This window comes from Streptosporangium sp. NPDC006013 (assembly GCF_040614275.1).
Classification (GTDB): Bacteria; Actinomycetota; Actinomycetes; order Streptosporangiales; family Streptosporangiaceae; genus Streptosporangium.
Window position 1 is genome coordinate 1 of record NZ_JBEXUE010000250.1, and the last position, 14640, is coordinate 14640.

Annotated in this window: 12 protein-coding genes and 1 pseudogene; 3 read left to right on the forward strand and 10 right to left on the reverse strand. The window is 70.3% G+C overall.

The annotated features are described in order from the left end of the window. The 6 genes from ABZ260_RS31020 to ABZ260_RS31045 form a co-directional block, all read right to left on the reverse strand. Positions 1 to 996, reverse strand: a 996-nt coding sequence (locus ABZ260_RS31020; protein WP_355624914.1) for an acyl-CoA dehydrogenase family protein, incomplete at its 3' end; no start/stop codon positions are given. Further along, positions 990 to 2819, reverse strand: coding sequence for a dipeptide ABC transporter ATP-binding protein (locus ABZ260_RS31025; RefSeq protein WP_355624916.1), 1830 nt, complete (start codon positions 2817 to 2819; stop codon positions 990 to 992). The genes ABZ260_RS31025 and ABZ260_RS31020, both read right to left, overlap by 7 nt. After that, positions 2816 to 3862 (reverse strand): ABC transporter permease, encoded by a 1047-nt coding sequence (locus ABZ260_RS31030; RefSeq protein ID WP_355624918.1) that lies wholly within the window; start codon positions 3860 to 3862, stop codon positions 2816 to 2818. Before ABZ260_RS31030 ends, ABZ260_RS31025 begins: the two co-directional genes overlap by 4 nt. Before the next feature lie 11 nt (positions 3863 to 3873). Continuing rightward, positions 3874 to 4821: an ABC transporter permease gene (locus ABZ260_RS31035; protein ID WP_355624920.1), complete on the reverse strand. Its 948-nt coding sequence runs from the start codon at positions 4819 to 4821 to the stop codon at positions 3874 to 3876. Positions 4822 to 4823: 2 nt separating this feature from the next. Continuing rightward, the gene (locus ABZ260_RS31040) at positions 4824 to 6467 is read right to left on the reverse strand and encodes an ABC transporter substrate-binding protein (RefSeq protein WP_355624922.1); all 1644 of its coding nucleotides are present in this window, start codon (positions 6465 to 6467) and stop codon (positions 4824 to 4826) included. Positions 6468 to 6541: 74 nt separating this feature from the next. Then, positions 6542 to 7108, reverse strand: coding sequence for an NAD(P)H-dependent oxidoreductase (locus ABZ260_RS31045; protein WP_355624924.1), 567 nt, complete (start codon positions 7106 to 7108; stop codon positions 6542 to 6544). Positions 7109 to 7655: 547 nt separating this feature from the next. On the opposite strand from ABZ260_RS31045, the gene ABZ260_RS31050 reads away from it, so the two are divergent. Beyond that, the gene (locus ABZ260_RS31050) at positions 7656 to 8960 is read left to right on the forward strand and encodes a DNA-directed RNA polymerase subunit alpha C-terminal domain-containing protein (protein WP_355624926.1); all 1305 of its coding nucleotides are present in this window, start codon (positions 7656 to 7658) and stop codon (positions 8958 to 8960) included. A 273-nt stretch (positions 8961 to 9233) separates the two neighbouring features. Here the strand turns inward: ABZ260_RS31050 and ABZ260_RS31055 are convergent, their stop codons facing one another. Together ABZ260_RS31055 and ABZ260_RS31060 are read right to left on the reverse strand one after the other, a co-directional pair. After that, on the reverse strand, positions 9234 to 9887 hold the full coding sequence (locus ABZ260_RS31055) for an ATP-binding protein (RefSeq protein ID WP_355624928.1): 654 nt from the start codon (positions 9885 to 9887) through the stop codon (positions 9234 to 9236). 144 nt (positions 9888 to 10031) lie between these two features. Beyond that, the gene (locus ABZ260_RS31060) at positions 10032 to 11936 is read right to left on the reverse strand and encodes a WD40 repeat domain-containing protein (RefSeq protein WP_355624930.1); all 1905 of its coding nucleotides are present in this window, start codon (positions 11934 to 11936) and stop codon (positions 10032 to 10034) included. Positions 11937 to 12247: 311 nt separating this feature from the next. Here ABZ260_RS31060 and ABZ260_RS31065 point away from each other — a divergent pair, with 311 nt between their 5' ends. Beyond that, the gene (locus ABZ260_RS31065) at positions 12248 to 12505 is read left to right on the forward strand and encodes a hypothetical protein (RefSeq protein WP_355624932.1); all 258 of its coding nucleotides are present in this window, start codon (positions 12248 to 12250) and stop codon (positions 12503 to 12505) included. Between the two features lie 179 nt (positions 12506 to 12684). On the opposite strand, the gene ABZ260_RS31070 is transcribed toward ABZ260_RS31065, so the two are convergent. Then, positions 12685 to 13611, reverse strand: a complete 927-nt coding sequence (locus tag ABZ260_RS31070) for an EamA family transporter (RefSeq protein WP_355624934.1) — start codon at positions 13609 to 13611, stop codon at positions 12685 to 12687. Positions 13612 to 13650: 39 nt separating this feature from the next. Here ABZ260_RS31070 and ABZ260_RS31075 point away from each other — a divergent pair, with 39 nt between their 5' ends. Beyond that, positions 13651 to 14166, forward strand: a complete 516-nt coding sequence (locus tag ABZ260_RS31075) for a MarR family transcriptional regulator (protein WP_355624936.1) — start codon at positions 13651 to 13653, stop codon at positions 14164 to 14166. Positions 14167 to 14287: 121 nt separating this feature from the next. Here ABZ260_RS31075 and ABZ260_RS31080 read toward each other — a convergent pair. Further along, a pseudogene (locus tag ABZ260_RS31080) lies at positions 14288 to 14640 on the reverse strand (hypothetical protein); the annotation flags it as partial.

A 14640-nucleotide genomic window follows, 5' to 3' on the forward strand; every position in this document is an offset into this window, starting at 1 on the left:
CTTGGTGGCGGTGGCCTGAACGACGTCGGCGGGTTCCGGGACACCATCGCACCGGTGCAGGGCGTCCTCCAGCAGCAGGCGCGCCTGGAGCAGGGCCAGCTCGATACGCGCGGCGTGCTCCTGGGTGCGGGGCTGCTCGGCGCGGCTGCCCGGACGGCCGTCGCCTCGGGGACCGGTGGCGAACGCGAGGGCCACCTCGCGGGCCGCCTCGGCGATGCCCAGGTGGATCGAGGCCAGCAGCAGCGCCCACCAGGCGCCGAAGGTACGGGTGATCTCCGGGGCCACCTCGGGGTCGTACGCCTCGGCGACGGCGTCCGCGGGGACGGTGACGCCGTCGAGGATGACGTCGTGCGAGGCCGATCCGCGCATGCCGAAGGTGTCCCAGGTCGGCTCGATCCGCACACCGTCCGCATCGGCCGGGACGACGAAGGTGCGCGCCACGGGCTCGGCGGCGGTGTCGTCGTCGCCGTCGTTGTCCACTGTGGCCGACACCAGCAGGTGATCCAGGGCGATGCTGCCGGTGACGTAGCGCTTGTGGCCGCTCAGCAGCCACGACCCGTCGTCCCCGCGAGAGGCGCGGGTCTGGACCGCGCCGCCCCGGCTGGGGGCGCCGCTCAGCCGCTCGCTGCTGGCGAAGTTGACCAGGCCGTCGGTGGCGGCGAGGGTACGGCCCAGCTCGGCGGCTCCCCGGCCGGGGACGTGCGGCGAGAGCAGGCGTGTGCCGTGGATGTAGTGCATGGTCAGGACCAGCGCGGCCGAGGCGTCGGCGGCGGCGAGGGTCCGGATCACCCGGCCGGCCTGGGGCAGGGTGGCGCCCCCTCCCCCGTACGCGGCCGGGATGACGAAGGAGGGCAGGCCCGCCGCCCTGAGGTCGGCGAAGGTCTCCGCGTGCGGCCGGTCCTCCCCCGCGACCCGGGCGGAGATCGCCGGAACCAGTTCCTGCAGCGCGGCGAGGATCTGCCGTTCGGTACGCGCGCCGGTCAGCGGGCTCACCATCGGGGGCTCGCGTCCGCGCCGGGCTTCAGCTGTCCGGGTACCGCCATGAGGAGTTCCTTCGTGTAGGTGTGGTGCGGGTTGTCGAAGACGCGCTCGGCCGGCCCGCTCTCGACCACGGAGCCGGCGCGCAGGATCGTGACCTCGTGCGAGATCTGGCGGACGACCGCCAGATCGTGGGAGATGAACAGGTAGCTCAGCCCCAGCCGCACCTGCAGCTCGACCAGCAGCCGCAGGATCTGGTCCTGCACGGAGACGTCCAGCGCCGAGACGGGCTCGTCGAGGACCATCAGCTCGGGGCGGAGCGCCAGCGCCCTGGCGATGGCCACTCGCTGCCGCTGTCCGCCGGACAGCTCGGTGGCGTGCCGGTCGAGAACCGACGAGGGCAGCGCGACCTGGTCGACGAGCTCGGCGGCCCGGCGGCGCCGGGCGGCGCGGTCCCCCTCGCCGAACGCGTCCAGTGGCTCGTCGATGAGCGCCGCGACCGAGAGCCTCGGGTCCAGGGAGGCGAACGGGTTCTGGTAGACGGGCTGAAAGCGCCGCCGCAGCGGACGCAGCGTCCTGCGGGTGGCCGTGGTGATGTCCACCCCGTCGAACAGGACCCGTCCCCGGGTGGGGGTCTCCAGCCGCAGCGCCATCCGCGCGGTGGTGGACTTGCCGGAGCCCGACTCTCCGACCAGGCCGACCGTGCGGCCCCGGCCGACGACGAGGTCCACGTCGCTGACCGCGACGGTCACCGAGGCGGCGCGCCTGAACTCCTTGGTGACACCCCGCAGCTCCAGCAGCGGCGCCGGTACGGTCCCGCTTTCCGGTGTCTTCTCCGTGTCAGTCTCCATGTCGCTCTCCGGGCGCGGACGCGATTGCGGGTATGCCTCCGGGTTCGGCCCGGCCTCGGGACGTGATCGCGACTCCAGACGCGGTTCCGGATGCGAGCGCGCCTCCAGAGACTCCGCCTCCGCCTCGGAACTCGGTCCAGGGGCAGCCTGACGCGGTGACGAGGTGGCGATCAGTGTCGGCCCGGTCAGGGTGGGGACCGCGCCGAGCAGGCGGCGGGTGTAGGCGTGCCGGGGGTCGCCGAGAATCCGCTCGGTCGGCCCCTCCTCCACGACCTGCCCCTCCCGCATGACCACGATCCGGTCCGCCCGGTCGGCGGCCACCCCCAGATCGTGGGTGATCAGCAGCACGGCGGTGCCGTTCGCCGAGGTCAGGCGCTGGATGTGGTCCAGGATGCGGCGCTGGACGGTGACGTCGAGCGCGCTGGTCGGCTCGTCGGCGATGATCAGCCGGGGCGTGCAGGCCAGCGCGATGCCGATCAGCACGCGCTGGCGCATGCCGCCCGACAGCTCGTGCGGGTAGCGGCGGGCGTAGTCGGCGGGGTGCGGCAGCCCGGCCTCCTCCAGGATCGTCTCGACCAGCCCCCGGACGTTCCTCCGGGTGGCCCGGCCGTGCAGCAGCAGCACGTCGGCCACCTGGTGCCCGATGCGCCGTACCGGGTTGAGCGCGACCGCCGGGTCCTGGGGGATGAACCCGATCTCGGCGCCGCGCAGGTGGCGCATCGCGCGGTCCGGCCAGCCGGTGATGTCCTGTCCGCCGAAGTGGACCTGTCCCGCGCTGATCCGCCCGGTGGCGGGTAGCAGCCCGTTGACGGCGTGCGCGGTGGAGGACTTGCCCGAGCCGGACTCGCCCACCAGTGCCACCACCTCTCCCCGGTCCACCCGCAGGCTGACGCCGCGTACCGCGTCCGTCTCGTGCCGGTCACCACCGCGCCGGGCCGGCCCGTACCCGACCCGCAGGCCGGTCAGGCGCAGCAGGGGCTGTGTACTCATCGGTCGTCTCCCCTGCCGGTGTCCAGGGCGCGGGCGACCCGGTTGGTCGCCAGCATGGTCGCCACGATCACCGCGCCGGGCAGGGTGGTCAGCCACCAGGCGCTCACCAGGTAGTTACGCCCCTCGGAGACCAGCGACCCCCACTCGGGAGCGGGCGGCGGCGCGCCGAAGCCGAGGAAGCTCAGCGAGGAGACCGCCAGGATGGCCGTACCGAACTCCAGGGCGGCCATCACCAGCACCGAGCCCGCGGCGTGCGGCAGCACATGGCGGATGAGGGATCTCCACCGGCCGACGCCCAGTGCCTCGGCCGCCTCGACGAACACCTGGGTGCGGGCACGCAGCACGTCGGCCCGCATCACCCGGGCGAAACCGGCCACCGCCGCCACACCGACCGCGACCGCCACGTTCAGCGTGCCGAAACCCAGCACGGTGACCACGGCCAGCGAGAGCAGCAGCCCCGGAATCGACAGCAGTACGTCGACGCAGCGCATGACGGCGTCGTCGAACCGGCCGCCCACGTACCCCGAGAGCAGTCCCAGGGACGACCCGACCAGGAATCCGACCAGCACCGCCAGGGCGGTCGCGGTCAGCGAGAGCGAGGACCCGTGCACGACCCGGGAGAACAGGTCGCGCCCGAGGTGGTCGGTGCCGAACCAGTAGGTGCCGTTCGGGGGCAGCAGCTTGTCCTTCGGCGAGCCGACCAGCGGGTCGAAGGGGGCGAAGATCCCGGGTACCAGCGCCCAGGCCAGCACCAGCGCCAGGAACAGCACGGAGAGCACCAGCCCGGGGCGCCGCGCGACCGCGCGGACCCCGCCGGCGCCACGGCGCGGCCGGTCGGGTCCGGGAGCGGAGGCGGTGTCGGGCCCGAAGTCGGGGCCTGAACCGGGCTCGGGGTCGGATTCGGAGACAGGGCCGGAACCGGAGACGGAGACAGGGCCGGGTCCGAGACCGGAGCCGGGGTCAGGCGGGAGGATCGGCGCCTCGGGTCCGGATGGTCCCTGCGGCGCGGGGCCGCCGGGCAGGGTCGTGGCGGGATCGGACACGCTCAGCTCCTTCACGTGGCCGCTCGTGACGGCCGGATGCGCGGATCGAGCAGCGGGTAGACGGCGTCGACCACCAGGTTCACCACCACGAAGACGAGGGCCGACAGCACGACCAGGCCCTGGATCATCGGGATGTCCTGCGCGGCGACGGCCTGCTCGACCAGGCGGCCCACCCCCAGCCGGGAGAAGACCGTCTCGACCACGATCGCCCCGGCCAGCATGTTGCCGACCGTCATGCCGACCAGGGTGAGGCTCGGCAGGCTCGCGTGGCGCAGCACGTCGACGAAGAGGACGCGCAGCCTGGAGGCGCCCTTGGCGGTGGCGGTGACCACGAACGCCTCGTCCCAGGTCTGGCGGAGACTCTTGATCAGGACCTGGGCGATGATCGCCGCGGTGGGCAGGGCCAGCGTCACCGCGGGCAGCACCACCGAGGCGAAGCCCCGGTTGCCGATCGCGGGAAACCAGCCGAGCCGGAACGAGAAGACCTGCAGCAGGATCAGCCCCGCCCAGAACGACGGGATCGACACCAGCAGCGGGGGCAGCGACAGCAGCAGCCGCCGCAGCCGTCCCCCGCGCAGGTAGCCGGTGAGCAGGGCCAGGCCCCCGCCGAGCAGCACGGCGATGGCGAAGGCCAGCGCGGCCAGGCCCAGGGTCTCCGGCAGCGCCTGGCCGATCAGCTCGGTGACCGGCAGCCGCTGGGGAATGGAGGTTCCGAAGTCGCCCTGGACGAACCGCCACAGCGCGATGCCGTACTGGACGTAGAACGGCTCGTCGACGTGGTACTCGGCGCGCAGCGCGGCCACCGCCCCGGGATCGAGCTCGCCCATGGACCCGGTGGAGGCGAGCATGATCTCCACCGGGTCGCTGGGCAGCAGGTAGAGGATCACGAAGCCGGCGGTGAAGGCCGCCCAGAGCACGAAGGCGCCCTGGGCCGCGCGGCGCAGCAGGTAGCGGGCCATGGTCAGCCGGCCAGCCAGGTGTCGTGGAAGAAGTGCGCGGCGTAGGTGTCGAGGACGTAGCCCCTGACCTTCGGGGAGACCGCGACGACCTTGGTCTGCTCGCGCAGCGGGATCCAGTGGCCGTGGTCGATGACGTACTTCTGCAGGTCGTCGGCGGCCTTCGTGCGGGCCTCGGGGGTGGCCGCCTCGTTCAGCGCGTCGGCGACGGCCTCCAGCTCGGGCTGCTCGGCGTTGAGCAGCGCGGAGTTGCTCTTCTTGAACAGTCCGGCGAGGAAGTCGATGTCCTTGCTGGCGCCCGAGCCGGTGAGGAAGTCGTAGTCGGCCTTGGAGATGTCCTTGAGCATCGCGGCGTTGTCGGCGGGGGTGTTGGCCTTGATCTCGACCTTCACCCCGATCCTGGCGAGCTGCTGCTGGGCGAGCTCCAGTTCCTGCTGGGTGGCGCCGAAGAAGTTGCCGATGATGTAGGTGATCTTCGGTTCCAGGCGTACGCCGTCCTTCTCCCTGACCCCGTCGGCGCCCGGCTTCCAGCCCGCCTCGTCGAGGATCTTCTTGGCACCCTCGGGGTCGTAGGCGAGGTCTGCGCCGAAGTCCTTCCACCCGGCGGTGCCGGAGGAGACGATGCTGGTCGGGGCCTTGTAGATCTCCGGGTAGAGGGTCTCGGTGATCTCCTTGCGGTCGGTGCCCTTGAGGATGGCCCGCCTGACCGCGTCGTCGGAGCCCAGCGGGCTGTACGGGTTGGGGCGCATGCCCGGGACCAGGTTGGGCACCACCTTCGAGACGATCGTCTGCCCGGCCGAGCGCAGCTGCGGCAGGTCGGTGATCGGGATGTCGTCGCTGATGTCGAACTGGCCGCTGACCAGGCCACCGACTCGCACCCCCGACTCGGGCACCGCCTCGAAGACGATGCCCTCCAGGTACGACGGCCCCTGGTGCGCCACCACGCCCTCGGCGCCCCAGTTGTAGTCCGCGCGGCGCTTGAGGGTGATGGACTTGTCCTTGACGATCTGGTCGAAGACGAAGGGGCCGGTGCCGACCAGCTTGCCCGCGCAGCGCTCCTCGGTGGTCGTGGCCAGCGTGGACGCCGACAGGATCGCCAGGTAGGGGTCGCTGGCGTTGCGCAGGAAGCCCAGTTCCGGCAGCTTGAAGTTCAGTTTGACGGTCAGGGGGTCGACCACCTCGGCGCCGGAGAAGCTGTTGAGCGCGTTCAGCGTCAGGGTGTCGGTCTTGCCCTCGCCGACCAGCTTGGCGAGCGTGCTGAAGTTGTCGGCGACCACCTTGGCGTCCAGGGGGCTGCCGTCGCTGAAGGTCACGCCCTCGCGCAGGTGGAAGGTGAAGGCGGTGTAGTCGTCGTTCACCTCCCACTTGGTGGCCAGCCGAGGGATGATCTCGCCCGTCTTCGGGTCCTGGTCGGTGAGGGTGTCCAGGATCTGGTGGGTGACCGTGCTGTTGCGGCCGCCGGTGAGCGAGACGTCCAGGCACGGCTGGAAGCTGGAGACCGCGATGGTCAGCTTGCCGCCCTGCACCGGCGCGCCGCTGCCGGCGCCGCTCGCGCCCGCGGTGGCCTCACCGCCCGAGGAGCAGCCGGCGGCCAGCAGCGCGAGCGCGGCCCCTGCGGCTGCCGCCCGGACGGGGGAAGTCGAGAACAACGGATATCCGAACATGAGAAACCCTTGTCAAAAGGACGACCTGGGAAGGTCGGTGCGGGAGAGAGAGGCCGAGGTCAGAACAGTGACCGGTCGGAGGACCGGACGGAGGTCTGGTCGGGGATCAGGGTGTGGGCGAACTGGCGGCAGACCGCCGCGACGCGGGACTCGCTCGCGCCGGTCAGGCCGACCCCGCAGGAGTGCCGGACGATGTCGGTGTCGAGCACGAACGCCCCCGGCCCCACCTGCGGACAGCCCAGCGCGCTCAGCACCGGCCGCAACGTGTAGTCGACGGCCAGCAGGTGCGCCCGGCTGCCGCCGTTGGCCAGCGGCAGCGCGACCTTGCCCGCCAGCGCGCCCGGCGGCAGCACGTCCAGGAAGGTCTTGAGCAGCCCCGAGTAGGACGCCTGGAAGATCGGGGTGGCCACCACGACCCCGTCCGCCTGCTCGATCAACTCGATCGCGGAACGGATCTGCGGATCGGCGGAGTCCCCGGCGATCAGCGCCGCGGGCGGCAGGTCCGCCGGGCTGATCAGCACCGTGGTGTGGCCCTCCAACTCCAGCCGCTCGGCGACGTTCTCGGCGAGGGCCGCGGTGGCGGAACCCGGGGTCGGGCCGCCGATGACTGCTACGACAAGGGCCATGCGAAAGATCTCCTACGGCGTGCTCGCCAGACGGATGGAGAAAGAGACGAGGTGCCCCCCGCGACGTCGCGGTCAGGGCGGGTGAGGACGGCTGATCGGCGGCTTCACGACAGACCCACGGGGCCGTCGTTGACGCTCGGTGATGGGTGGCCTCAGCGACAGATGGCGCCGTCGGTCCGTACGAAGTCGACGAACAGGCAGCGCACCAGATCGATTTCCGGCACGCGACGCCTGTTGTACGTGGTCAGTGCCGCGAACATAAAAACCATACTTCCATACCGGTTTAGTAGGTTTCAAGTCGTGACCCGAGCCGGATCCCCGGACGCCCGTGACGGAACGTGTCCACGGGCCCCTCACCGCCGAACGACCCTCGCCGATCACCTCGGGAGCGACCACCCGCCCCGTCGAAGCCGGACTCACCCGGGCCACCGAACAGCGGTCGGCCGGCCGTGGCACGAGCAGCCCTGGAGAACGGCGCGGGTTGACACCTCGGCAGGCGGTGGAAAGACTCTCGCCGGGGAGAGTGTGATCTTAAGGAAGGTCCACGGTGTCACTGCGCCAGTCATGGACAACGGACCATGACTCACTGTGCTCGGGGTACTCGTCGGGCGGCGACCTGGCTCTGCCCATCGAGGAACTCAACCTCAAGGTCCGTGCGTACAACCGCCTCAAACGCGCGGGCATCCACACCTGCGGCGAGCTGACCGCCTTCGGCGAACGGGATCTGCTGGCCATCGAGGGCTTCGATTCCGAGCTGGCCGAAGAGGTCAAGCAGAGGCTTGCCGACGTCGGCCTGCCCCCGCGAGCCGCCCCGCCCGACGGCGTCCGCGAGCACTCCGCCTTCATCCGGCACAGCTCTTGGGCGTCCGTCCGCGCGGTGGCCTTCCACCCCGGCGGCCACCTGCTGGCCACCGCCGGTTGGGACGACACGGCGCAACTGTGGGACACCAGCACCGACCGGCCCGTCGGTATCCCGCTCACCGGCCACGCCGACACCACGCCCCTCCCCCCTGACAGCGACCACACGCGGCTGTGGGACACCGAAGCCAAGAGCACAGCACGGTTGTGGGACACCACCACCGGCCGGCCCGTCGGTATCCCGCTCACCGGCCACACCGACATCGTCCGGTCGGTGGCCTTCCATCCCGACGGCCACCTACTGGCCACCGCCGGTGCGGACGACGCGGCACGGCTGTGGGACACCACCACCGGCCAACCCGTCGGCACTCCCCTGTCCGGCCACATCAGATCTGTTCACACGGTGGCCTTCCATCCCGACGGCCACCTGCTGGCCACCGCGGGCTGGGATTACGGGGTACGGCTGTGGGAGGTCTCCACCTGCAGGCTCATTGCCCTGTTCACCGGCCACACCGACACCATCTGGTCGGCGGCCTTCCACCCCGCCGGCCACTACCTGGCCACCGCGAGCGAGGACGGCACCGTACGGTTGTGGGACGCCACCGGCCAGACCGTCGCCCTGTTCAATCACACCAAGCCGGTCCACACGCTGGCCTTCCACCCCGACGGCCACCTGCTGGCCACCGCGGGCGAGGACGGCACCGTACTGCTGTGGGACACCACCACCGGAAAACCCGTCGGCGTCCCACTGGCCGGCCATGGCGACTACATCTGGTCGGTGGCCTTCCACCCCGAGGGCCACCTACTGGCCACCGGGGGCGCCGATCGCACGGCGCGACTGTGGGACACCGCCACCGGCCGGCCCCTCGCCCTGTTCAGCGGCCATCTCGGAGTCGTCGCCTCGGTGGCCTTCCACCCCGACGGCCGCCTGCTGGCCACCGCCGGCCACGATGGCGCGACACGACTGTGGGACATCTCAGCGCCACATCCGTGACCTGTCAGAGCAGAAAGCCGAAACATACCGGGCCCTGCCTGGCGGATCCTGCCGTGGCGAGGATCGGCCAGGTGGTGCCTCGCAAGACGGAGGAGGGAACCGCGGCGGGGACAGGGCCTGGAGAGAAGCTCACAGCCACGCCTCGCCCGGCGTGGAGGCGGCGGCCCCGCCGATTCAGGTTCGGGGCTGCTCTGCCGAAGGAAGACGTACACACCGCGCCTGTCGAGGACCAGGTTTTGAGCGCATTCCTCGCTTGAAGAAAATCACCGAATGCTACGCCTCCGGCTGGACGGCGGGAATGGCATACGTATCCATGGGAGTTTCATCGGAGCCTGAGGGATTCGCCGGGATCGCACACCATACCGTCCGGCCGCCAGCCCCGAAGTCGCGAATGCCCCAGTTTCCCGATGAAAGCTGGTTGACGATGAAAAGCCCTCGTCCGTCTTCCGCATTCGTGGATTGATTCTCCCTTATGTGCGGTTTTCTGGACTCGGAACCGGGGTCGGTGACCTCTATCTGGACGAAGTCGTTGACCATCTTCAGGACGACCATGACCAGATCCCCCACCGGGCCGGATTCCGAGTGTTCGACGGCGTTCGTGGTGATCTCGGAGACGGCCAGCCGCACCTGCTCGTAGGCCGGATGATCGGCGCCGAGGAGATCGAGAACCATTTCCCGTGCGAGCGAAACCGATTCGGCTTCTCTGCGCAGGAAGATCTCCGCTGACTTTCTGGTCGACTGCATCACGACGCCCTTTCCGCTAACCCACAGGTCCACCTTTCGGACCTTCTCGCCGTACGTCCCGGAGACTGTCCGATACCATTCCGAGATTCCCAAAACCGGCGATTTCGACTGGTAATGCTTTGTCAGGTCTGTCGATAGCCGTTGCGACGTAACGGTTTCATCGTTCGGGGGCAGGTCGGGCATGCACCGGTCCAGGTTGCGAGCAGCAGTTGTAGCTCGCGGATGACCTGGTAGAGGGTCAGGCCGGCGCAGCCGCTTCTGGGTCGAGTCGCGGCGCGGTGATGAACAAAACCCGGCAACCCCACGACACGCCGACCTGACGAAGCACTACCGGTCCAGGTGCCATGCGCGGACGAAGCCCGCGCGGTCGACCGACAGGAGGGTGCGCTCGTCGGGCGAGACGAAGAAGGCCGACACCTCCTCACCGTGGCCGACGAAGTGGCCGAGGAGTTCACCGCCCGTGCGGGCGACGACGACGCGCCGCGCGCCGCGGTCCCACCCGATGACGCGGTCGGCACCGATCTCCTGATGCCAGTGGACGGCGCCGATCGGGTCGGGGAACCGACGGGTCCCCGGCGGGGCGGCCGGGTTCTCCAGATCGATCACCGCATAGCCGCCGTCGATCCGGTGCAGCACACGGCGGCCGTCGTGCGGGTCCCGGCCGATGTCCCGAGGCAGTTCGTGGAGCAGGAGGCATCGCTCGGGATCGATCAGGAACGCCCGTTCCGGGCGGGAGTAGGTCTCCAGCACGATGTGCGGCCCGATCGCGGAGATCCTCGGCCAGTTGACCGGAGCGATGCTCAGGTCGATGGACGCCTCGTCGATCGCAAAGTGCTGGGGGTCCGTCGTCTCACGGGTGTTCAGATCGATTCGCAGCAGGGGGAAACCGGGCCGGGGGTGGTAGTGGCCGTCGATCATGTAGGCGGTGTCGCCCGCGATCCGTGGCGGCCCCGGGGTCTGGGCGTGCCACACGAGCCGTCCTGTCGCCACCTCCCAGGCCCGCAGCGTGTCCCAGGTCGCGTGCCAGACGAGGTCGCCGCGGAAGAACAGCGTGGCCTGGCGGCCGACGAACCTGTCGAGAGCGGGGAAGTCCTCCAGGGCCACCCCCCGCATCCGGTCCGGCCGCTCGAAGTCGAGCCTGGCGAGCGTGCCCTCGCGGACGATCCAGTGCTCGCCGTCGCGGACGCCGTGCGCGACGCCTCCGGTCCACCGGGTGACCGTCGCGCCTCGTGGAGGTGCCAGGAGTCGGGGCTCGCCGAGCCGCTCGATCGCTCCGGTCGCGGTGTCGCAGCGGTGGACGACGCCGTCGCGTCCGCCGAGGGCCACCATGGCGCCCCGTTCGGCGACCGCGAGGGCGGTCACCGCCGCGTCGCGGTCGGGCTGGCGGCGGCTGCCCGTCCGCCTGAGGACTCCCGGGCTCGCGGACGCGAATGTCGGGACGCGGCTGAGCGAGGCCAGCACCTTCTCCCGGGAACGGTCGGCTACCGGTTCCACGTAGAAGACGGCGGCGTCGGCCTCCAGGTCCCAGACCTGAACGTCACAGCCGGTCTGCAGGACCGCCAGATGCCCGCGGTCCGGGCTGAACGCCAGCGGGCCCGCCCATGCGCTGACCAGCTCCCGGTCCCGGTCTCTGGTCTGTCGCCCGCTCTTCGCGGAGACGCGCCGCAGCCACCAATTCCGGTTGTCGGCCTCCCACAGGTGATCGGGCTTCTCGGCGAAGCGCACCGACACCTGCCGGACGCCGTCCCTGCCCCTGCGGTCCCAGGCGTGGAGTTCGACGCCGGTGCGGGCGTCGTGGACACGGACGCGGACGCGGTCCTTGACCACCACGAGGCGCCGCCCCGAGGGATGGACGTCGAAGTCGGTGGTCTCTCCGTCGGCGATCGGCGTCCATGTCGACTCGCCCAGCTCGCGGTCGAGCCGGGCGACGTGCGAGTCACCAGCCAGCCACACGTCGCGCGGCGTCACCGTGACGAAGTACGCGGGATGGTCGAGCGCATGATCGGCTTCGACCTCCATGGCCGCGTTCCAGGCGATGACACGCCGCGCCGACACGCCCAGGATCCGCGGGCCGTCGGTCACCAGGTCCAGCACCGGGTCCTCCGAGCCGTCGCGCACCACGCGCACCGTGCTGGGGGATCCGATGTCCCAGGACTCGATCCGCCCGTCCTCGCGGGCCACGACCAGGAATCCGGTCTGCCCGAACGCCATCGCGGTGATTGCCGCAGCCATCCGCTCTTCCTCCCGATGTCACGCGTGGGTCTGGATCTGCTCCCGCCCTGCCGCTTCGAGCGCGCGGGACCAGAGAGAAGCTAGAGGCCGCGACTGGCGAGCGGCTTGTCGATCACTGGGAGGCCACGGGCCGGTCAGGTAGTGACCGCACCAGGCGGGCAACAGGCCCCACCAGCCTTCCTTGCGGCTCACAAGCGTTTTCCAAGCATGATCACGCACTCTGCCGGCAGGACATCACGTGTTCGGGACGCGATTCTCACCGGAGTCGTCTTTCAGGTGGCACGTGTTTCTTCACGAAAGGCAGGAAGAAAATGAGAGCTCGTCGTCTGGCCGCAGCGGCGCTGATAGCCGGTGGACTCGCCGTTGGCACCATGGCCGGCCCCGCCGCAGCCACCACCACCACGGCGGCCTCCGCGCAGGCCGCCCCATCCTGGCACCTCGCGGGCCACTACCAGTACAGAAACGACTGCAACAAAACTGGTTTCAAAGCCATTACCAATGGCGGCATCGTCCAGGCTTACAGGTGCGATCTCGAGGGCTCTCTCTTCGCCCTTTATCTCTACTACTAAAATAGTCTGAGTAAACGTCGGCTCGGGACGGATTTCTCCGTGAGTCCGTTCCGAGCCGACCGTGCAGGCCGCCCGTGTTGGCAGGCCGACTCAAGAACACCACCGGCCGGGCCCGATATCGGCGTGCGGGAATGCGTGGCCCCCTGGAGAAGGCACCGGCGTAAACCCACACGGCACCGTCAGCGGCCGGCTCGTTCCCGACGCCGGGCAGGTTCCGTCGGCCTTGCCCGGCCTCGTTGCCGCCTGATCGCGACGAGGCGGGCCGCGACGGGCTGCCCGAGGAGGATGCCGAGGAGGGTCAGCATCAGCCCGCAGAGCTGTTGCGCGGTGAGCACCTCTCCGGCGATCGTCGTACCGAGCAGCACCCCGGTCACCGGGTTCAGCAACCCGACGAGCCCCACCGTTCCCGCCGACAGTTGCCGCAGTCCCGCGAACCAGGCGACGAAGGCGAGAGCCGTCGCGATGACGCTGAGATAACCGAACCCGAGGATCTCGGGTCCGTCCAGGCTCGGCGGCGAGCCCTCCACCGCGACGGCGAAGGGCAGCAGGACGACGCCCCCGGCGATGAGCTGCCACGAGGTCGACGACAGCACGTCGACCTCGGCGCTCCACCTCTTGGCCAGCACGAAGCCGAACGACGACATCACCATGGCCGCGACGGACGCGAGCACGCCCAGGGGGTCGACGGCGGCCGCGCCGGTGAACAGCATGAGGCAGACACCCGCGATGCCGACGCCGGCTCCGGTCAGGTGCAGGACCTTCGGGCGCTCCGAGAGCAGCGACCAGGCCAGCAGCATCATCACGACGGGCGACGTCGCCATGATCGTCGAGGCGACGCTCGTCGGAAGCAGCTGGGCCGCCAGGTAGACGAGCGCGAAGAACGCGCTCATGTTGATGGTGCCGAGGACCAGGGATTTCCACCACCACGCCCCCCGAGGAAGCTTCCTGCCGACGAGGAGAAGCAGCAGTCCCGCGGGCAGCGCCCTGATGACCGCCCCGTACAGGGGGTAGCCGGGCGGGAGGAACTGGTGGGTGACGAAGTAGGTCGTCCCCCACGCGATCGGCGCCATCGCCGTGACCAATGCCCAGCGAAAATTAACTTCCATGGAAGACAATATAGCTTCCTTGGAAGCTATACTCCAGACATGAGCGAACCTCTGGATCATGTAGCCCGCATCCAGCAGGAATGGGCTCGCGAGCGGCCGGACCTGGACGTGAGCCCGCAGGGTGTGATCGGGCGCCTGCACCGCCTGGCCGGGCACCTCACCGAACAGCTCTGTGTCGTCTACCGGCGGTACGGGCTCGGGGAGGGAGAGTTCGACGTCCTCGCCACTCTGCGGCGCGGTGGCGCACCGTTCGAGCGCGCCCCCGGAGAGCTGGCCGCCTTCACCATGGTCACCACCGGCGCGATGACCAAACGCATCGACCGGCTCGAACGTGACGGGCTGGTAACCCGGCGCCCGAGCGAGAGCGACGGCCGCGGCCGGGTGGTCGCACTCACCGCCGTGGGCAAGGAACTGATCGACCGGGCGTTCACCGAGCACATACGCAACGAACGCCGCCTCCTCGACGAGCTGCCCCCCGAAGAGGCCGCGCAGCTCGAATCACTCCTCGCCACCTGGCTGGCCCGCTTCGAAACGCCTATCCGGACGGATACCTGAGCCGCTCGCGGACGGACGAGAGCAGGCCCCCGCTCGAAGAGCGAGGGCCCGATCGTGGTCCGAGCCGGTCAGACGGGGAGGTGGGCCTGACGGGTGGCGCCCGGCCCCGGCTCCGTACTCGTCAGCACAGGTAGAGGCGGAGCAGGTCCTCCTCGGTCTCCCGGCGCACGATCGCCCTGGCGGCCCCGTCGCGGACGGCGACCACCGGGGGTCGCGTCACATGGTTGTAGTTGCTCGCCATCGACCGCTGGTAGGCCCCCGAGGCGGGGATCGCCAGCAGATCGCCGGGCCGTACGTCGGCGGGCAGCGGCAGGTCTCGGACGAGCACGTCGCCGCTCTCGCAGTGCTTGCCGACCACGGTGACCTCACGCGGCGGGGCGCCGAGCCCGGCGTCGTAGACCATCTCCCCGGTCGGTGTCCGGCTCGTCGAGGCGATCGCGACGGTGCGCTCGGGGTTCGCCAGGGCCAGGTGCT